The sequence below is a fragment of the Marinobacter sp. PE14 genome (assembly GCF_053566155.1).
Map to the genome: position 1 here is coordinate 287987 of NZ_JBQXNY010000001.1, position 18776 is coordinate 306762.

Sequence of the window (18776 nt, forward strand, 5' to 3'; positions counted from 1 at the left end):
GCGAGCGCGGTGTTGCCAGACGACTTTTTGATCAGTCGGAAAGAGCCAGGAGGGAAGGGCGCGGGAGAGGGTAAGGGCAGTGGCAGCGCGCCACTGCCCGGGGTGTTACTTGACGGTCAAGCGCGGGGCGTTTTTCTCGATGGTACGCTCGCCAATGCCTTTCACATTTGCCAGGTCTGCGGTAACCGCAAAAGGACCATTCGCCTCGCGATAGGCAACGATGGCCTCGGCCTTGCTCTGGCCAATGCCGTTCAGGCTGGCGAGGGTAGCCACATCGGCCGTGTTGATATTGATAGCGGCTTCCTGGGCGTAGGCAAAACCGGTGACCAGGCTGAACAGCAGAACGAGAGTCGCGAAAAGCGGTGTGCGCTTCATGAATTTGAGCTCCTGAGACTAATTTGCGTTGTTGGTTTGTTGCCAGGGCGCAAAGCAGCAGAAGCGAAATGTTAGAAGAGAGCAGAAATGTCTGTGGGGATGGGGAGTGCACGGACGGGACCACACTCCTTGTGATCCCCGATTCCGTGGCTGACCCCTGCCTGTTCCTTCAGGCGTGCAACTCATCCTGAGCGCGTCTTCCCTGTGGTCATCCCTGTAAGCCCTGATCCTTTGGGCAACTCCTTAGCCGCGGAGGGCTCTTCCCTGGAGTTCTCTTCCCTGAAGTCCTCGTCCTTGAGCCAACGTTCCTTGCTGGCTTGTCATCCCTGACACTGATCATTCTACTGTGGATCGAATTCCTACCTATCGGAGAATCGCTCCATGGTTTGTGCGATATATCTTACGAATCTGTAAGCGTTTCGGCGGGTTCAATTATGAACCTGAGTTCAGTATTTTCGGGGCCTGAGAGGCAATTTATTGCTCACTGCGGTGGGCGGCAGCCGCCTCGCGGATTCGCTCCATGGTGATTTCCCGCACGGCCTTCTGGCTGGCACGGATATGACGGGTGAGACGATCCGCCGCCTCGCTTGCCTGGCCGTTGCGCAGTGCCTCCAGAATCGCGGCATGCTCCACGTAAGTGGCATCAATACGCTCGTCCCGGCTGAAGTCCAGGCGCCGCACAATTCTCAGCCTGTCGGTGATCTCACGATGAATTCGTGTCATCTCCCGGTTTCCGGCAGCGGCCACCAGATCGCAGTGAAAGCTCTCATCCAGCATCCTGACGGTGCTGCCCACCGCGCGTTCGGATGGGTGGTCCGGGTTCCAGAGGGCTACCAGGGTTCGCAGTGCTGCAGGCTCTTCAGGCAGGTTGCAGATCTTGTGCACGGCCGCTCGCTCGAGGGTAATGCGCAGGTCATAGAGTTCCTCGACCTGCTGGAAATCGAATGGCTTCACTTGCCAGCCACTGCGGAACAGCACCTCCACATGGCCCTCCCGCTGCAAACGGTAGAGCGCCTCCCGGACCGGAGTTCGGCTGGCGTTCAGGCGGCCTCCGATATCCCCCTCGCTGAACCGGTCGCCGGGGATCAGGCGGAACTCGAAGATGTCCTCTTTCAGGGCCTCATAGACCCTGTCTGCCACGGACTCTTTTCTTCTATGGTTTGCCATTGGCTCCGTGTGTCCCCTCGTTGGGCGCCAGAGGTGCCCGTGGTGTTCAGGCTTTGGAGGCGATATAAGCGCGCCAGCCTCCGAACTCCGTTACGTCCTGTGCGCCCTCGAAACCGTAGCCCTCGCAGATAAAGCCGTTCACCCATCGGCCATCGACCAGCTCCACATTGCCGATGCCCAGGGGTGCGGGGATCAGGTCCACAAAGGAGCCAAAGGCCGAGGCCGGCATTTCCCAGACTTCGACAATGATTTCCTTGCCTTCGCCCTCGGCCGCCCGTTTCAGTCCGGGTTTCGGCGGTGTGGTGTTTGGCAGGGCGAACAACCGGTAGTTGGCAGAGGTTGTGGTTTGCTCCAGCAGAACCGCATAACGTTCGCTGAGCTGGGTATTGAGGGGCATGCCACTGAGGTGGGCGCCTACGACCGCCACCTGGACGGTTGGTGTGGAAATCTCGGCACCGGGTGTTTCCTCCGGGCGCTCTTTATCGGTGGCCCCCAGAGATGTCGGGTGGGAATTCAGCCATTGGCAGGCCAGGTGCTGCAGTTCAGTGTCTTTCCATGCGCCGGTGATCAGGGTAACGCCGAAAGGCAGACCATCGTCCCGGAAGCCGGCAGGAATGGCCAGCGCACTCATGTCGGCCAGGTTCACGAAGTTGGTGTAAGTGCCCAACTGGCTGTTCAGGGTGACCGGGTCGGCGTTCACCGCCTCGATGGTGGGAGCCGTTGGAGCCGTGGGCACCAGCAGGGCATCCACATCGGCTAGCAGTTCGTCGATCTGGCGCTGCAGCTCTTCCTTCCGGTACTGGGCCTTGAAGGTATCGGTGGCGCTGAAATTCCCGGCCTTGCTGATAATGCCTTTCACCACCGGATTCATATCATCACCGTGGCTGGCCATGAAAGAATCCACCGCCGCGTGGCGTTCGGCCACCCAGGGGCCTTCGTAAAGCAGTGCGGCCAACTCCAGCATGGGGCTGAAGTCCAGGGGAATCAGTTCCACGTTTTGCTGACGCCACTGGCTGATGGCGGTATTCCAGGCCGCTTCCGCCTGCTGATCGCCGAACCATTGGGGGTGCTCAGGAATGGCCAGTCGTTTGATGGGGCCGGGCCGGCGAAGCGCGGGGCCATCCAGGGGCAACGCATAGGGGGCCCTGCGAGAAAAAGCGTCACCGGCATCGAAGCCGGCCATGACATCCGCTACCAGGCCCGCGTCGTTTACGGTGAGTGCAAAAATGGACACGCAATCCAACGAACGACAGGCCGGTACCACGCCGCGAATGCTGAACAGTCCCTTGGTCGGTTTCAGCCCCACCAGATTATTCAGCCCGGCAGGCACACGGCCGGAACCGGCGGTGTCGGTACCCAGGGCAAAAGGCACCAGTCCTCTTGCAACCACGGAAGCCGAGCCGGAGCTGGATCCGCCGCTGACAACATCCGGTTTGAAGCTGTTTGGCACCGCGCCAAAAGGAGAGCGCGTGCCCACCAGACCGGTCGCAAACTGATCCAGATTGGTCTTGCCGATCACCACGGCACCCGCGGCCTTGAGTCTGGCCACGGTGGTGGCGTCTTCTTTCGGGGCGTAGGCAAAGGCCGGGCAGGCCGCCGTTGTCTCAAATCCAGCCGCATCAATGTTGTCTTTCGCGGCAAACGGAATGCCGTAGAGAGGTAGCTTGTTTATGTCGCCCCCAGCGTTCTGGAGGTTCTGTTCCAGCTCAGCCAGTGCCTTACCCAGCCCCTTCTGGTCCAGAAGCGAGATCCAGGCGACGTCTTTTGTATCCAGGCGGGTCAGCAACTCACCCAACAGTGACTCGGGCGTAGCGCCGTCCTTGTAAGCGTCCTGCCAGTCCTTGATGGTCCATCCGAGCGTTGAAGGCATTGGTCATCCTCATGTGCGTGATCAACTTGTATACATGTGAATTGGCAATGCGTGTGCCATTTGCGGATTTTTCTCGATAGTTACCAGAAAACATAAAGTTATGAGTGCTTTTGAGGCAAAAGGCTGGTCAGGTCTGCCCGGATCGGGTGCGCTCGCACCAAAAACGCTCAGAAATACTGCGCTCTGGAGGGGCATTCAGCCGCGCGGGCTTCCATGATCTGCCTTGTATACTAGATAAGTTACTGTTTTTTAGTGGGATATGAGGTGTGTGGAACAGCAGATGCAGAGGCCCTGCTGCGTTTGAAGACGAACTGCATACCCAACTAAGAAAAGGACGCCTGAAATGAACCTCAAAAAACACGTGAAACTTGGCCTCTCTGCACTCGCACTGTCCATCTCCTTTAACTCCGTTGCAGCGGAAGATCCCATCAAGGTGGGCATCCTGCACTCACTGTCCGGCACCATGGCGATCAGTGAAACCGTTCTGAAAGACACCGTTGAAATGCTGATCGAGCAACAGAACGCCAAAGGTGGTGTGCTCGGTCGTCAGATGGAAGCGGTTGTTGTAGACCCGGCTTCCAACTGGCCGCTGTTTGCTGAAAAAGCCCGCGAACTGCTGGCCCAGGAAAAAGTCGACGTGATCTTTGGTAACTGGACCTCGGTTTCCCGTAAATCCGTACTGCCGGTGGTGGAAGAGCTGAACGGCCTTCTGTTTTACCCGGTACAGTACGAGGGTGAGGAATCCTCCGAGAACGTCTTCTACACCGGCGCTGCGCCCAACCAGCAGGCGATTCCTGCGGTTAACTACCTGATGAATGAAATTGGTGTCGAGCGCTGGGTACTGGCGGGTACTGACTACGTTTACCCGCGTACCACCAACAAGATCCTTGAGACCTACCTGATGGACATGGGTGTGGCCAAGGAAGACATCATGATCAACTACACGCCGTTCGGTCACTCGGATTGGCAGAACATCGTCTCTGACATCAAGCGTTTCGGTTCCGCCGGCAAGAAGACTGCCGTTGTCTCCACCATCAATGGCGACGCCAACGTGCCGTTCTACCGTGAACTGGGTAACCAGGGCATCGCGGCCTCCGACATCCCGGTTGTTGCTTTCTCCGTGGGTGAGCAGGAACTCTCCGGTATCGACACCGGCCCGCTGGTTGGCCACCTGGCCGCCTGGAACTACTTCATGAGCGTGGACAACGACGCCAACTACGACTTCATCGACCAGTGGATTGAGCACACCGGCAACGAAGAAGCGGTCACCAACGATCCGATGGAAGCCCACTACATCGGCTTCAACATGTACGTGGAAGCAGTCAAGAAAGCCGGTACCACCGACGTGGACGCGGTTAAAGACGCCATCATCGGCGTTACCGTGCCGAACCTCACTGGTGGCTACGCCGCCATGATGCCAAATCACCACATCACCAAGCCGGTATTGATTGGCGAGATCCAGGACAACGGTCAGTTCTCTGTGGTTTGGGAAACCTCTGGTCTGGTTGCCGGCGATGCCTGGTCTGACTACCTGCCGGGTTCACGGGACATGATCGCCGACTGGCGCAAGCCCATGTTCTGCGGAACCTTCAACACGGCAACCGGCACCTGTGGCGCGTCTGCGGGCGAAATGGCCGCTGAAGCCGAGTAAGGCAGAAACGGTATAGCACCATGACAACCGGGGGTGGCGGACGCTGCCCCCGGCTGTTGCCCTGCAACACGCTTTCAATAGACAGGACACACTCATGAGCATCTGCCGATCGCTCACATTGCTGCTTATCGCCCTGATTTCCCTGTTGTCGCTTCCTGTAATGGCTCAGGAGGACGACCCTGGCAAGGCTCTGCTGGTCAACCTCGCAGAAGCGCCAGCCAGCAAGGTGGAAGAGGCGGTGAACGCCATCGTCAGCAGTGGTGATGAAAGAGCCAGAGGCTGGCTCGAAGCCTATGGAAATAACCGCCTTAGCCGGGTAAAAGACACCGGGCAGGTGGTATTGGTACTGAACAACCGGGGCAGGGACTGGGAAATCGCCGATCCACTGACCGGAGAGAACATGGGCGAAATGTCCCGCCGTGAGCTGGACAGAGTCGCCATCAATAACCGAATACGGGGCCAGCTTGAAGGCATACTCGCCATGCTGGACCTGAATGCCGCAGATCCCGATGTGCGTGAAGCCTCCGCACAAGACATGATGGGCAAGGTGGATGCCTCTCTGGTGGAGCCGCTGGAAGCGCGGCTGGAGCTGGAAGAGAACGCCAGCGTACGCAACCGCATTGAAGAAGCCGTGGCCATCTACCGGGTGGGTGAGGGCAACCTGGAGGCCGTGGAAGTACTTGCCGGCAGCCTGCACCCGCGCGCTCGCGCAGCCCTGAACGAAGCCGTCCGCAGCGATAACGAGGCACTGGCTGCCAGGGCCACCAAAGCACTGGAAAGCATCGAACAGAAACTGAAACTGAACCGCGCCGCCGAGACCCTGTATTTCGGTCTTTCCCTCGGCTCGGTCCTGGTGCTCGCCGCCATCGGCCTGGCCATCACCTTCGGCGTGATGGGCGTGATCAACATGGCCCACGGCGAACTGATCATGCTGGGTGCCTACACCACCTGGGGCATGCAGCAACTCTTTCCCGGCCAGCCTGGCCTGGCATTGATTCTATCGATTCCCGCCGGCTTCATGGTGGCGGCCACCGCCGGCATCATCATCGAACGCAGCGTGATCCAGTACCTCAAGGGCCGTCCCCTTGAAACCCTGCTGGCCACCTTCGGCATCAGCCTGATCCTGCAGCAGCTGGTGCGCACCGTGATCTCGCCACAGAACCGCACCGTGGTGACGCCGGACTGGATGAGCGGCTCCCTGGTGATCAACGACGCGCTCTCGCTGACCCTCAATCGCCTGTACGTACTGGCGTTTGCGCTGATCGTGTTCGCCGCCCTGATGCTGATCATGCGCAAGACCCGCCTGGGCCTGGAAGTGCGCGCCGTTACCCAGAACCGCGCCATGGCCCGCTCCATGGGCATCCGTGCCACCCGGGTGGACATCATGACCTTTGCCCTCGGCTCCGGCGTTGCCGGCCTGGCCGGTGTGGCGCTGTCCCAGCTCACCAACGTGGGTCCCAACCTGGGCCAGAACTACATCATCGATTCGTTCATGGTGGTGGTGTTCGGCGGCGTCGGTAACCTCTGGGGCACGCTCATTGCCGGGCTTTCCCTGGGCACCATCAACCAGCTGCTTGAACCCTGGGCCGGTGCCGTACTCGCCAAGATCATCGTGCTGGTGTTCATCATCCTGTTTATCCAGAAACGGCCGAAGGGGCTCTTCCCCCAGAAAGGCCGGGCGGCGGAGGGTTAAGGTATGTGGTTAACAAGACCCTTGCAGGAACGTTCAACCCAGATCTTCCTCGGCGTGCTGTTCTCGGCCCTGGTGGTGGTGACCTTCCTCCACCTGTTCATGCCCCAGGACAGCGCCCTGCATGTCAGCGCCTACACCGTGACGTTGCTGGGCAAATACCTGTGCTACGCACTGCTGGCGGTGGCGGTGGACCTGGTGTGGGGTTACCTCGGTATCCTCAGCCTGGGCCACGGCGCCTTCTTTGCCCTCGGCGGCTACGCCATGGGCATGTACCTGATGCGCCAGATTGGCGATCGCGGCGTGTATGGCGACCCGGTGCTGCCGGACTTCATGGTATTCCTGAACTGGCAGGAGCTGCCCTGGTTCTGGCATGGCTTCGACATGGCCTGGTTTGCTTTCATCATGGTGCTGCTGGCCCCGGGCCTGCTGGCACTGGTGTTCGGCTTCCTGGCCTTCCGCTCACGGGTGACCGGGGTGTACCTCTCGATCATCACCCAGGCGCTTACCTTCGCGCTGATGCTGGCCTTCTTCCGCAACGAGATGGGCTTTGGTGGTAACAACGGCCTCACCGACTTCAAGGACATTCTTGGCTTCAACCTGCGCACGGACGCCACCCGCCTCGGGCTGTTCATTGCCACCGGCATCGCGTTGGCCATTGGCTACGTGATCTGCCGCGGCATTGTCACCAGCAAGCTGGGCCGGGTGAGTGTGGCCTGCCGGGATGCCGAGGCCCGTACCCGCTTCCTGGGCTACCGGGTGGAACGGGTACAACTGTTCGTGTTCGTGGTCTCGGCCATGCTGGCGGGTGTGGCCGGTGCGCTGTACGTGCCTCAAGTAGGAATCATCAACCCCAGCGAATTCTCGCCCCTGTTCTCCATCGAGATCGTGGTGTGGGTGGCTCTCGGTGGGCGAGCTACACTTTATGGAGCGGTGATTGGTGCCATTCTCGTCAACTACGCCAAAACTGTGTTCACCGGCATCATGCCGGACGCCTGGCTGTTCGCCCTCGGTGGCCTGTTTGTGCTGGTGACCGTGTTCCTGCCCAAGGGCATTGCCGGGCTGCTGCAGAAGCGCAGAAAAGCCAAGGCAGATGACGACACCACCAACGGGCAGGAGGCAACCGTATGAGCTTTTTTCAGGAGCTGACCGACCGCGAGCACGTGTTCGAGTTTCTGACCCAGGTGCAGTCGCCGGTGGACGTGCGCCACGGCCCCATCCTGTACCTGGAAGACGTAAACGTGAGCTTTGATGGCTTCAAGGCCATCAACAACCTTAACCTCACCATCGACGACGGCGAGCTGCGCTGCATCATCGGCCCCAACGGCGCGGGCAAGACCACCATGATGGACATCATCACCGGTAAAACCCGGCCGGACACCGGCTCGGTCTGGTTCGGCAGCCGTCACAACCTGCTGACCATGAACGAGCCGGACATCGCCTCCCTGGGCATCGGCCGCAAGTTCCAGAAACCCACGGTCTTCGAAGCGCTTACCGTGTTCGAAAACCTGGAACTGGCCATGGCGGCGGACAAGCGGGTATTTCCCACACTCACCGCCGTGATGAAAGCCGAATACCGGGACCGGATCGACGAAGTGCTGGAAATGATCGGCCTGGAAGCCCTGCGTGACCGGCTCGCCGGCATTCTCTCCCACGGCCAGAAGCAGTGGCTAGAGATCGGCATGCTGCTGATGCAGAAGCCCCGCCTGCTGCTGGTGGATGAGCCCGTGGCCGGCATGACCGAGCAGGAAATGGAACGCACCGCCGAACTGCTCACCAGCCTCGCCGGCAAGCAGTCTGTGGTGGTGGTGGAGCACGATATGGGCTTCGTACGCTCCATCGCCCGCAAGGTCACCGTGCTGCACCAGGGCAGCGTGCTGGCGGAAGGCTCCATGGACCAGGTCTCCAACGATCCGGAAGTGATCAAGGTCTATCTCGGGGAGGAGGCGTAATGCTGAAGATTGAAAAGCTCAACCAGTTCTACGGCGAAAGCCACACCCTCTGGGATCTCGACCTGGATGTGCCCCAGGGCCAGTGCACCTGCGTGATGGGCCGCAACGGCGTGGGCAAGACCACCCTGATGAAATGCATCATGGGCGAAGAAACCACCAAGAACGGCCGCATCGAATTCGCCGGCGACGTGGAGCTCACCAAAAAGAAAGTGGAAGACCGCTCCCGCCTCGGCATTGGCTACGTGCCCCAGGGCCGGCAGATTTTCCCGCTGCTGACCGTGGAAGAAAACCTGCGCACCGGCCTGGCCGTGCGCAAGGACGGCAGCAAGAAAATTCCCGAGCGGGTTTACGAGCTGTTCCCGGTGCTGAAGGAAATGCGCCACCGCCGCGGTGGTGACCTCTCCGGCGGCCAGCAGCAACAACTGGCCATCGGCCGTGCCCTGGTGATCGAACCGCGCCTGCTGATCCTCGACGAGCCGGGCGAGGGCATCCAGCCCAACATCGTGGCCCAGATTGGTGAGGTGATTCGCAAGCTCATCGAGGAAGACGGCCTGACCGTGTTGTTGGTGGAGCAGAAACTGCCCTTCGCCCGCAAATACGCCGACCGCTTTGCCATTCTCGACCGCGGCCGTCGGGTGGCGGAAGACGAGATTGCCGGCCTGACCGATGAACTGATCAAGAAGCACCTGACGGTATGACGGTCTTCGAACGCATAGAACCCGCCCACGACTCGGGCCACCGCTTCGACGAGGGCCGGCGTTGGGCGGCGTCCATTGCCCTGGGCTTCGACTCCCGCCCGGATGGCGACAACACCGCGACCCGCATGACCCACGTGCGCCATAACGGCCCGCTGAGAGTGCAGCGCCCGTTCTACCCGGAGGGCCGCAACGGCTGTTGCCACGTGTACCTTCTGCATCCGCCGGGCGGATTAGTGAGTGGCGATGCTCTCAGTATCGAGGCTCGGGTAGGTAAAGGCTCACACACCCTGCTGACTACGCCAGCAGCGGCCAAGCTCTACAAGGCCGACAGCCACGGCGTCGCCTGGGCCCAGCACACCCATCTGAAGGTAGAGCAGGGCGGCACCCTGGAATACCTGCCCCAGGAAACCCTGGCCTTCGATGGCTCCCGGGGCGAACAGAGCACCACCATCGAACTGGAAGCCGGCGCCCGATGCATCGGCTGGGAAATCCTCGCCCTCGGCCGCCCGGCCAGCAATCTGCCGTTTGTCTCAGGCCACCTGGAGCAGAAATTCCGCCTGCTGATGGACGGCCGCCCCCTGTGGCTGGAACGCCAGCTAATGGACCCGAACCACGCCCGGTTCAAAGGCCACTGGGGCCAGGGCGGCGCCACCGTGCAGGCCACCCTCTGGGTGGTTGGCCTGGAAGATGAAACAGGCGCCATTGAAGAACTCAGAGAAATCCTGCCGGAGAGCAAACGCTGGGCGGTGACCCGCCGACGGGGCGTGGTGCTGCTGCGATACCTGGGGCAGGAACGAAACGAAGCCTGGGCGCTGTGCCAGCAAGCCTGGGAACTCATCCGGCCAAGACTCACCGGCCAGCCAGCCAGCGTTCCCCGAATCTGGCTGACCTGAATGTTTGTGCAGGTACAGGGTGGAACGGCCTGTTCAGGCACCAAGAGCGAGCTAAAGACACGTAGGTCGGATTAGCAAAGCGTAATCCGACAAGCAAGCGGAGAACAAAAATGGAACTAACCCCGAGAGACAAAGACAAGCTGCTACTGTTCACGGCAGCCCTGCTGGCCGAGCGCCGTAAAGCCAAAGGCCTGAAGCTCAACTACCCGGAAGCCGTGGCCCTGATCAGCGCTGAAATCATGGAAGGCGCCCGCGAAGGCCGCACCGTGGCCGAGCTGATGACCGCCGGCACCGAAGTGCTCACCCGCGAAGACGTGATGGACGGCATTGCCGAAATGGTCGACGAAGTGCAGGTGGAAGCCACCTTCCCCGATGGCACCAAGCTAGTCACTGTCCACAACCCGATTGTCTAAGGAGCAGACGACATGATCCCCGGTGAATACCAGCTCAAAGACGGCGACATCGAGCTCTGCGAAGGCCGCGAACGCATCGAGATTGACGTAGCCAATACCGGCGACCGCCCGGTCCAGATTGGCTCTCACTACCACTTTGCCGAAGCCAACCCGGCGCTGGATTTCGACCGCGCCAAGGCCCGTGGCTACCGCCTGGATGTGGCGGCCGGCACGGCCATCCGCTTCGAACCCGGCCAGAGCCGCAAAGTAACACTGATCCCGTTCGCGGGCGGCCGTGAAATCTACGGTTTCCGGCAGGAAGTCATGGGCAAACTGGAGGGCCAGAAATGAAAATCACCAGACAAGCCTACGCCGACATGTACGGCCCAACCAACGGCGACCGGGTACGGCTCGGTGACACCGACCTGTGGATTGAAGTGGAAAGCGACGCAGCCCACTACGGCGACGAAGTAAAGTTCGGCGGCGGCAAGGTTATCCGCGACGGCATGGGCCAGAGCCAGCGCGCCGATGCGGCGGTGATGGACACCGTGATCACCAACGCCCTGATTCTCGACTGGTGGGGCATCGTCAAAGCCGACGTGGGCATCCAGAAAGGCCGCATCGCCGCCATCGGCAAGGCCGGCAACCCGGACACCCAGCCGGACGTGACCATCGTGATTGGCCCCGGTACTGAAATCATCGCCGGTGAAGGCAAGATCCTTACCGCCGGCGGCATTGACGCCCACATCCATTTCATCTGCCCCCAGCAGGTGGAAGAAGCCCTGATGAGCGGCATCACCACCATGCTCGGCGGCGGCACCGGCCCGGCGACGGGCACCAACGCCACCACCTGCACGCCGGGCCCCTGGCACATTGGCAAGATGCTCCAGGCGGTGGATTCCCTGCCCATGAACATCGGCTTCCTTGGCAAGGGCAACGCCTCCCTGCCGGAATCCCTGGAGCTGCAAATCCAGGCCGGCGCCATGGGCCTGAAACTCCATGAGGACTGGGGCACCACCCCGGCCTCCATCGACAACTGCCTCACCGTGGCGGACAAATACGACGTACAGGTGGCGATCCACACCGACACCCTGAACGAATCCGGCTTTGTGGAAGACACCCTGGCCGCGTTCAAGGGGCGCTGCATCCATACCTACCACACTGAGGGCGCCGGCGGCGGCCACGCACCGGACATCATCACCGCCTGCTCCAAGTCTTACGTACTGCCGTCGTCCACCAACCCGACCCGGCCCTACACCGTGAACACCATCGACGAACACCTCGACATGCTGATGGTGTGCCACCACCTGGACCCGAACATCCCGGAAGACGTGGCCTTTGCCGACTCCCGCATCCGCCGCGAGACCATCGCCGCAGAAGACATCCTGCACGACATGGGTGTGATCTCCATGATTGCTTCCGATTCCCAGGCCATGGGCCGGGTGGGTGAAGTGGTTTGCCGCACTTGGCAGACCGCCCACAAGATGAAACAGCAGCGCGGCCTGCTGCCGGAAGATGAAGACGTGGGCGCCGACAACCTGCGCGCCAAACGCTACATCGCCAAGTACACCATCAACCCCGCCATCACCCATGGTATCGCCCACGAAGTGGGTTCCGTGGAAGTGGGCAAGCTGGCGGACCTGGTGCTCTGGAGCCCGGCCTTCTTCGGCGTGAAGCCGGCCACCATTCTCAAGGGCGGCATGATTGCCGCTGCGCCCATGGGCGACCCGAACGCCTCGATTCCCACGCCCCAGCCGGTGCATTACCGCCCCATGTTCGGCGCCTTCGGCAAAGCCGCCAGTGCCACCCGCCTGAGCTTTGTAAGCCAGGCAGCGATTGATGCCGGTATCGGCAAAGAGCTTGGCCTGGACAGCCCATTATCCGCCTGCAAGGGCGTGCGTGAGGTGCGCAAGGGCGACATGAAACTGAACGACGCGTGCCCGCACATCACCGTGGACCCGCAAACCTACGAAGTGCATGCCGACGGCGAACTGCTCACCTGTGAGCCCGCCACCGAGCTGCCCCTGGCCCAGCGCTATCATCTCTTTTAGTCAATACAGCTCAAGGCTGTTCTGAGCCGGGGATAAGAGGACATTTTTATGTTGGAACTGATTGAACGCATCGGCGACGTGAAATCCACCGGGATCGACACCAGCGAAATCCTGGACAACCTGATCCTGCCCTACGAGCTGCGCATTCGCGGCCGGCTGCGGGCCACCACCGAAACCAACGTGGACGTGGGCCTGTTCCTGGATCGCGGCCCGGTATTGCGGGACGGCGACCTGCTGCAGGCCAGAACCGGCGAGATCGTGCGCATCCGCGCCGCCGCAGAGCAGGTAGTCACGGCCCGCATCGAATCCGGCCAGCCGCTGGCCCGCCTGTGTTACCACCTGGGCAACCGCCACGTAACGCTGGCCATCGGCGAGGACGATCAGGGCAGCTACGTGCGCTTCCCGCCGGATCACGTGCTGGAAGAGCTGGCCGAACGCCTGGGCGCCACTGTGGTGCACCACACCGCCCCGTTTGATCCGGAACCCGGTGCCTATTCCCAGGCCGGTCATTCTCATGGTCACAGTCACGGCCACAGCCATTCACACGATCACGACCACGGGCACAGCCATGGCCATAGTAAGAAACACACCCACTGAGGCCGCCACCCCGCCGGTGGACGACCTGGCCCTGCTGGGCCTGATGCAACTGGTCAGCCCGGCACTGCCCATCGGCGCCTTCGCCTGGTCCCAGGGCCTGGAGAGTGCCTTTGAACTGGGCTGGGTAAACAACGAAGCGGAACTGGCCCAGTGGATTGAAGGCGTGCTGGAAGACGGCCTGAGCCGCTGCGAGCTGCCCCTGCTGGTGCGTTTGCAGACCGCCTGGGCCGAAGGCGATGCCATTACGCTGGCAAAGTGGAACGACTGGCTGCACGCCACCCGGGAAACCGCCGAGCTGAGCGATGAAGACACACGCCTCGGCGGCGCGCTCGTCACCCTGCTGCGCAACCTGGAGCTGCTGCCCGAGCCACACCTTATTCCGGAAGAGCCCGGCTACATCACCATGTTCGCCTGGGCCGCCCACAACCGCTTTGTGCCGGTTCGCCAGACGCTACTCGGCTTCGCCTGGGCCTGGCTGGAAAACCAGCTCGCCGTCGCCTGCAAGGCATTGCCTCTGGGCCACACCGCTGCACAGCGCATTATCGAACGGCTGCGGCCGCAGCTGGCGGTGGCGGTAGACACGGCCCTGGAACGAAACGACCACGAACTCGGGCCCATCCTGCCGGGACTGGCGCTCGGAAGTGCCTTACACGAAACACAGTATTCACGGCTTTTCAGAAGCTGAATAACAATTGAGGAGATCTGCCATGACACATTGTCTGAGAGTTGGAGTGGGTGGCCCGGTTGGTTCCGGCAAAACCGCCCTGCTGCGCCAGTTGTGCAAAGCCCTGCGGGACCACTACGACATCGCCGTGGTGACCAACGACATCTACACCCGGGAAGACGCCGACTTCCTCCTGCGCCACGAAGCCCTGGCCGCAGACCGCATTCTCGGCGTGGAAACCGGCGGCTGCCCGCACACAGCCATCCGTGAGGACGCCTCCATGAACCTGGCGGCCATCGACGATCTTCAGCGCCGCCACCCGGATCTGGAACTGGTTCTGGTGGAATCCGGCGGTGACAACCTCTCCGCCACCTTCAGCCCGGAACTGAGCGACCTTACCCTTTACGTGATCGACGTTTCCGCCGGCGACAAGATCCCCCGCAAGGGTGGCCCCGGCATTACCAAATCCGACCTGCTGATCATCAACAAGATCGACATCGCCGAACAGGTGCACGCCTCCCTGGACGTGATGGAACGGGACAGCAAGAAAATGCGCGGCGAACGCCCTTTCGTGTTCACCAACCTCTACGACGGGGTAGGGCTGGAGACGATTATCAGCTTCATTCTGGAGCGGGGCATGCTGCCGGAGCGCCGGCCTGAGAAGCTTGCTGAGACTGCGTAAAGACATCGGATTTTGAGATACACACGGACTACGGAGAAACGATTATGAAACTGACTAACCGACTGACTCTGACTGCCAGCCTGCTTCTGATATCAAGCGCAGCTTTTGGCCACGCCGGCCATGAAGCGCTTGGTGATGGTGTACATATTGAATACTTCCTGGCGGCAGGTGTGGCTGCCGCCGTGGGCATTTATGCGCTGATGCGGCACAAGCGGGACGGGCAGGACTAACGCTCGAATTAGCGGCGCCCACGAAACTCAGTATTGGCAAGGCCGAACAAAAAAGTATTGGTAAAACAGAAAGCTGCGCGGCAATGCCAAGCAGCTTTTTTTGTGGCATAAACTTTATATATTTTTGTAAACGGAGCAGACAGGACGCGAAGGGATGGTCTACCTTAGGTAGCTAAGAACTACGGAATCACCGATTGTTAGGGACGACGGCCGATGGACCCCTCAGTACTGATACAGCCTTTTTTACACTTCTGGTATTTCATACCTTTCGTACTGCTGTTAGCGGTATTGTGTTCTCCCTGGTTCAAAGGCCATCTGGGCGAATTCATTGTTAACGCCTCTGCTCGCCTGTTCCTCGACAAAGACCACTACCACCTGATCAAGAATGTCACCCTGCCCACGGAAGACGGCACCACCCAGATCGACCACATCATCGTCTCCCGGTATGGGGTGTTAGTGGTGGAAACCAAGAACATGAAAGGCTGGATCTTTGGCAGCCCCAAACAGCGCCAGTGGACTCAGAAAATCTATCGACATTCCCAGAAATTCCAGAACCTGTTGCACCAGAACTACAAACACGTCAAAACGCTACAAAGCCTTTTGGGCCTGCATGATGAGCAAGTGTTTTCTCTGATCGTGTTTGTAGGCGATTCTACTTTTAAAACCGAGATGCCAAAGAACGTGACGCAGGGTGGCGGATACATCCGTTTTATCAAATCACTCACCGAACAGAAGCTTTCTGACGCTGAAGCTCAGGATGTCGTAGAGAAAATCCAGTCCGGCCGGTTAGCGGCCTCATTTCAGACGTGTCGGGAACATACCGCGCATGTGAAAGACATTGTTGTTCGAAAAAAAAACAGTGGACTCCGGTGTCTGAAGTGCCAGCGTGAGATGGTCCAGCGGGTCGTAAGCGAGGGCAAAACGTCGGGAAGGATTTTTTGGGTGTAAGACGTTTTCAAAGTGTCGTGGCGTTGTTGATGCGTCGTTATTGCAATGATGAAGCCGTCAAATGATTACGAGGTTCACGAAGCCTATAAAATCGTTACTAGCTGTTTATAAAGAAGAAAATTATAAATTTATATGTTGGGTAAGAGTGTTTTGTACCGGTCAGTTTTTTGCAATAGCGAAGCGCTCTATCTAACCACTGTTATAGCCCCGGCTGATTCAAGAATTTGAGTTTGCGCGTGGTTGCTTTCGACATTTCTGAATTAAGAAAAAGGATAATATTAGTGCAACTAAAATCATTCAGGGCAAGAAACTTTCGCTCAATTAACGACAGTGGCGAAGTCCAGGTGTCACGAATAACGTCACTACTTGGGCGAAATGAGAGTGGAAAGTCCAATCTTCTTAAAGCGCTGCATAGTCTAAACCCGGTCGATGGATTTGAGGCCCTAAGCCCAATTAAAGACTTTCCTAGAGACAGAAAGCTTGAAGAGTGCAGCGATAATACGCCCGTTCTTGATTCGACTTGGGCCCTGTCCTCCCTTGAGCAAAAAGAACTTGCTAAGGTCTTTCCTCGCGCAGCAGAAGTTACGACCATTACCATCAGTCGAAAATACGGTCCATCTCGATATATAGGATTCGAAAGTTTACCCTCGCTCGAACTGGATGATAAATGGGTCAAGTCGAAACTCAGGAAGATACTTGCGGCAGTTGAAAATGTATTAGAAAAAATTGAAGACCCGCACTTAACAGCCATCAAAACGGCCTCTACGAATTTTGAAAGTTGCGTTACTGAAACAGACGACCTTCAGGACTGGGCGAACACAACCAAACAGGCTATTGCTGATCTCGAAAAGTCCTTGGTTGCTGCTGGAAAGGAATTGCCAGAAGCAATTGATGAAGCGTTAACGGATATGCAGACCCAAGCTGAGCAGATTGCTGGCGACGAAGAAGCCCACAAGGCTGGGAGAAGCTGGATAATTCGTAATATGCCTAAATTCATCTACCTAGACGACTACCCCCAACTAGAGGGCCACCAAAACCTAGCTGCGTTTAATCAGCGTCAACAGGCGAATACTGCCACTGACGAGGACAGATACTTTGCGAAGCTATGTAAAGTCGCCGGGATGGACCCCAAAAGTCTTCAGGACCTGGCTAATGATCCTGAAACACGTAACCAGCTGGTAAATCGTGCTAGTGCGGTCGTGACAAGAGAGATTCGCCGCTTATGGAGTGACCGTAGCTTAAAAGTCCGGTTTAACCTAGACGGCAATTTCATGGATACGCTGATTTCGGACCCTACATCTGTATACGATGTTGAAGTTAATCTGAATGAGCGTAGCCGGGGCTTTCAGTGGTTTTTCGCTTTCTACATCACATTCTCTGCCGATACGGATGGCGACATAGCAGAGGACGCAATACTGTTGCTGGACGAACCGGGATTGTACTTGCATGCAAAATCTCAATCAGATTTGTTAACTCATTTCCGGAACGATTTTAGTAATCAAATACTTTATTCCACACACTCACCGTTCATGGTTCCTACCGGTCACTTAGATTCAATCAGAACAGTCAACATTGAAGAAAAGGCCGGCACTACAGTTACTAATGATCCGAGTGGAGACTCAAGAACCTTATTCCCCATACAAGCAGCACTGGGATACAGTCTCGCACAATCATTATTTGTGGGGCCAAATAACTTAGTGGTAGAGGGTATCACTGACTATTGGGTGCTCTCATCAATCTCAGAGTACCTTGCCGATCAAGGCAAAACTGGATTGAGCCGAGAACTTACTATGACACCTGCAGGCGGTGCCCAAAAGGTCTCTTACATGGTGGCACTTCTCTCCTCGGAGGAACTAAATGTTGTCGTTTTGTTAGACGAAGAGAAAGACTCCAAAACCACGCGTGACGACCTCATAAAATCAAGATTGATCAGCGAACGAAATGTTGTGTTTGTCACGGAGGCCTTTGACGAAAACCCTCCGGGAGAAGCCGACATAGAAGACCTGTTAGAGCCAAAATTTTACGAAGCGCTTGTGCGCGAGAGTTACGCGAAGGAACTAAAAGGTAAAAAGCTGGCGCTAAACGACAATATACCCCGAATAGCCAAGCGTGTTGAGTTGGCCCTATCTGATCTAGGTATCGAGTTTCATAAGACCAGACCAACGCGGTTACTACTGACCAAGATGTCGACAGACGCGGAGGCAGTTGTCACCGAAGAAACGGCAAGCAGGTTTGAAAAACTGTTCGAAGGTATCAACGCCCGGTTCCAACATTTCGGAGAGCGCGGCGGAACCAGTCTTACACCTAAAATAAATTAGGTAGATTTGAATGAGTATTTCGCAGAAGAGAATTCTCAATTACGAGGTCTTAGTTAGAAAGCGATTACAAAACGTTGCACTGGAAAGCCGGTGAACGCGGCGTTATACCAGAGCTCACATCGAGGGATAGATGCTACAGATCAATGGTCTTCAGCTCCTTGCGATAGCAGGGCTAATAAACTTTAAAAATTGGTTTGGCGTTCCGGTCGAGACCTTGCCTGTAGTAGGAGTTGCTCTACCTGATGACCTCCTCTGGCGTAATGTTGTCCTGTATGGCTGGTTTGCTATTGGGGTCTTAATATTCATCCAGCCGTTCCTGAGAAACGGCTTTTCAGAAATCATTGAAGATTTCAAAAGCGTGACTGCTCCACACTACGAGGGGCAGGCAGTAATGGAGGACCATTACAGGTTATTCAGCGATACCGGCTATGAGCCAGGCATTGCCGTGAAATTCCTCAGCGTCCTGAAGTTTATTATTTGGTATCCAGTCAAACTTATAATACTTAGCCCTATTTTTTTGGGGCTCCTACTTCCAGTTTTATGCAGTATTTCTGCCGTGCTATCAATATTACTGGCGTAGTAATTATCAAACTTAGCG

Annotated in this window: 19 protein-coding genes; 16 read left to right on the forward strand and 3 right to left on the reverse strand. The window is 58.1% G+C overall.

All coding sequences use genetic code 11. The features are described from left to right. Positions 1-105 precede the first annotated feature (105 nt). The 3 genes from ACWJ62_RS01320 to atzF form a co-directional block, all read right to left on the reverse strand. The gene (locus ACWJ62_RS01320) at positions 106-375 is read right to left on the reverse strand and encodes a ComEA family DNA-binding protein (protein ID WP_449284571.1); all 270 of its coding nucleotides are present in this window, start codon (positions 373-375) and stop codon (positions 106-108) included. 474 nt (positions 376-849) lie between these two features. After that, positions 850-1542 carry a GntR family transcriptional regulator gene (locus ACWJ62_RS01325; RefSeq protein WP_449284572.1) on the reverse strand — a complete coding sequence of 231 codons (693 nt, stop codon included), beginning with the start codon at positions 1540-1542 and terminating at the stop codon, positions 850-852. Positions 1543-1588: 46 nt separating this feature from the next. After that, positions 1589-3412, reverse strand: a complete 1824-nt coding sequence (gene atzF, locus ACWJ62_RS01330; RefSeq protein ID WP_449284573.1) for an allophanate hydrolase — start codon at positions 3410-3412, stop codon at positions 1589-1591. 343 nt (positions 3413-3755) lie between these two features. Here atzF and urtA point away from each other — a divergent pair, with 343 nt between their 5' ends. The 16 genes from urtA to ACWJ62_RS01410 all read left to right on the forward strand — a co-directional run bounded on the left by urtA (position 3756) and on the right by ACWJ62_RS01410 (position 18758). Continuing rightward, on the forward strand, positions 3756-5063 hold the full coding sequence (gene urtA, locus ACWJ62_RS01335) for an urea ABC transporter substrate-binding protein (RefSeq protein WP_148609135.1): 1308 nt from the start codon (positions 3756-3758) through the stop codon (positions 5061-5063). Positions 5064-5157: 94 nt separating this feature from the next. Continuing rightward, the gene (gene urtB, locus ACWJ62_RS01340) at positions 5158-6756 is read left to right on the forward strand and encodes an urea ABC transporter permease subunit UrtB (RefSeq protein ID WP_449284574.1); all 1599 of its coding nucleotides are present in this window, start codon (positions 5158-5160) and stop codon (positions 6754-6756) included. A 3-nt stretch (positions 6757-6759) separates the two neighbouring features. Next, complete coding sequence (gene urtC / locus ACWJ62_RS01345) at positions 6760-7884, forward strand: urea ABC transporter permease subunit UrtC (RefSeq protein WP_449284575.1); 1125 nt, start codon at positions 6760-6762, stop codon at positions 7882-7884. Beyond that, the gene (urtD, locus tag ACWJ62_RS01350; protein WP_148609138.1) at positions 7881-8705 is read left to right on the forward strand and encodes an urea ABC transporter ATP-binding protein UrtD; all 825 of its coding nucleotides are present in this window, start codon (positions 7881-7883) and stop codon (positions 8703-8705) included. Before urtC ends, urtD begins: the two co-directional genes overlap by 4 nt. Then, a complete protein-coding gene (gene urtE / locus ACWJ62_RS01355; RefSeq protein ID WP_273083298.1) occupies positions 8705-9403 on the forward strand; it encodes an urea ABC transporter ATP-binding subunit UrtE in 699 nt (232 codons plus the stop codon). The genes urtD and urtE overlap by 1 nt, the downstream gene beginning before the upstream one ends. After that, the gene (locus ACWJ62_RS01360) at positions 9400-10296 is read left to right on the forward strand and encodes an urease accessory protein UreD (protein WP_449284576.1); all 897 of its coding nucleotides are present in this window, start codon (positions 9400-9402) and stop codon (positions 10294-10296) included. Before urtE ends, ACWJ62_RS01360 begins: the two co-directional genes overlap by 4 nt. A 110-nt stretch (positions 10297-10406) precedes the next feature. Next, complete coding sequence (gene ureA, locus ACWJ62_RS01365; RefSeq protein WP_088827172.1) at positions 10407-10709, forward strand: urease subunit gamma; 303 nt, start codon at positions 10407-10409, stop codon at positions 10707-10709. A gap of 12 nt (positions 10710-10721) precedes the next feature. Further along, a complete protein-coding gene (locus tag ACWJ62_RS01370; RefSeq protein WP_449284577.1) occupies positions 10722-11039 on the forward strand; it encodes an urease subunit beta in 318 nt (105 codons plus the stop codon). Beyond that, positions 11036-12739, forward strand: coding sequence for an urease subunit alpha (gene ureC / locus ACWJ62_RS01375; RefSeq protein WP_449284578.1), 1704 nt, complete (start codon positions 11036-11038; stop codon positions 12737-12739). Before ACWJ62_RS01370 ends, ureC begins: the two co-directional genes overlap by 4 nt. 48 nt (positions 12740-12787) lie before the next feature. Beyond that, positions 12788-13336, forward strand: coding sequence for an urease accessory protein UreE (ureE, locus tag ACWJ62_RS01380; protein WP_449284579.1), 549 nt, complete (start codon positions 12788-12790; stop codon positions 13334-13336). Then, on the forward strand, positions 13308-14021 hold the full coding sequence (locus ACWJ62_RS01385; protein WP_449284580.1) for an urease accessory protein UreF: 714 nt from the start codon (positions 13308-13310) through the stop codon (positions 14019-14021). The genes ureE and ACWJ62_RS01385 overlap by 29 nt, the downstream gene beginning before the upstream one ends. A 22-nt stretch (positions 14022-14043) precedes the next feature. After that, the gene (gene ureG / locus ACWJ62_RS01390; RefSeq protein ID WP_117618110.1) at positions 14044-14682 is read left to right on the forward strand and encodes an urease accessory protein UreG; all 639 of its coding nucleotides are present in this window, start codon (positions 14044-14046) and stop codon (positions 14680-14682) included. Between the two features lie 44 nt (positions 14683-14726). Then, on the forward strand, positions 14727-14912 hold the full coding sequence (locus ACWJ62_RS01395) for a DUF6732 family protein (RefSeq protein ID WP_449284581.1): 186 nt from the start codon (positions 14727-14729) through the stop codon (positions 14910-14912). A 213-nt stretch (positions 14913-15125) separates the two neighbouring features. Further along, positions 15126-15860: a nuclease-related domain-containing protein gene (locus ACWJ62_RS01400; RefSeq protein WP_449284582.1), complete on the forward strand. Its 735-nt coding sequence runs from the start codon at positions 15126-15128 to the stop codon at positions 15858-15860. Positions 15861-16096: 236 nt separating this feature from the next. Next, positions 16097-18178, forward strand: a complete 2082-nt coding sequence (locus tag ACWJ62_RS01405) for an AAA family ATPase (protein WP_449285336.1) — start codon at positions 16097-16099, stop codon at positions 18176-18178. Positions 18179-18308: 130 nt separating this feature from the next. Then, complete coding sequence (locus ACWJ62_RS01410; protein ID WP_449284583.1) at positions 18309-18758, forward strand: hypothetical protein; 450 nt, start codon at positions 18309-18311, stop codon at positions 18756-18758. Positions 18759-18776 lie beyond the last annotated feature (18 nt).

Bases quoted from the DNA above. Each gene is read 5' to 3' on its own strand.
- ACWJ62_RS01320 (WP_449284571.1), bottom strand. From the start codon at position 375: ATGAAGCGCACACCGCTTTTCGCGACTCTCGTTCTGCTGTTCAGCCTG.
- ACWJ62_RS01325 (WP_449284572.1), bottom strand. From the start codon at position 1,542: ATGGCAAACCATAGAAGAAAAGAGTCCGTGGCAGACAGGGTCTATGAG.
- atzF (WP_449284573.1), bottom strand. From the start codon at position 3,412: ATGCCTTCAACGCTCGGATGGACCATCAAGGACTGGCAGGACGCTTAC.
- urtA (WP_148609135.1), top strand. From the start codon at position 3,756: ATGAACCTCAAAAAACACGTGAAACTTGGCCTCTCTGCACTCGCACTG.
- urtB (WP_449284574.1), top strand. From the start codon at position 5,158: ATGAGCATCTGCCGATCGCTCACATTGCTGCTTATCGCCCTGATTTCC.
- urtC (WP_449284575.1), top strand. From the start codon at position 6,760: ATGTGGTTAACAAGACCCTTGCAGGAACGTTCAACCCAGATCTTCCTC.
- urtD (WP_148609138.1), top strand. From the start codon at position 7,881: ATGAGCTTTTTTCAGGAGCTGACCGACCGCGAGCACGTGTTCGAGTTT.
- urtE (WP_273083298.1), top strand. From the start codon at position 8,705: ATGCTGAAGATTGAAAAGCTCAACCAGTTCTACGGCGAAAGCCACACC.
- ACWJ62_RS01360 (WP_449284576.1), top strand. From the start codon at position 9,400: ATGACGGTCTTCGAACGCATAGAACCCGCCCACGACTCGGGCCACCGC.
- ureA (WP_088827172.1), top strand. From the start codon at position 10,407: ATGGAACTAACCCCGAGAGACAAAGACAAGCTGCTACTGTTCACGGCA.
- ACWJ62_RS01370 (WP_449284577.1), top strand. From the start codon at position 10,722: ATGATCCCCGGTGAATACCAGCTCAAAGACGGCGACATCGAGCTCTGC.
- ureC (WP_449284578.1), top strand. From the start codon at position 11,036: ATGAAAATCACCAGACAAGCCTACGCCGACATGTACGGCCCAACCAAC.
- ureE (WP_449284579.1), top strand. From the start codon at position 12,788: ATGTTGGAACTGATTGAACGCATCGGCGACGTGAAATCCACCGGGATC.
- ACWJ62_RS01385 (WP_449284580.1), top strand. From the start codon at position 13,308: ATGGCCATAGTAAGAAACACACCCACTGAGGCCGCCACCCCGCCGGTG.
- ureG (WP_117618110.1), top strand. From the start codon at position 14,044: ATGACACATTGTCTGAGAGTTGGAGTGGGTGGCCCGGTTGGTTCCGGC.
- ACWJ62_RS01395 (WP_449284581.1), top strand. From the start codon at position 14,727: ATGAAACTGACTAACCGACTGACTCTGACTGCCAGCCTGCTTCTGATA.
- ACWJ62_RS01400 (WP_449284582.1), top strand. From the start codon at position 15,126: ATGGACCCCTCAGTACTGATACAGCCTTTTTTACACTTCTGGTATTTC.
- ACWJ62_RS01410 (WP_449284583.1), top strand. From the start codon at position 18,309: ATGCTACAGATCAATGGTCTTCAGCTCCTTGCGATAGCAGGGCTAATA.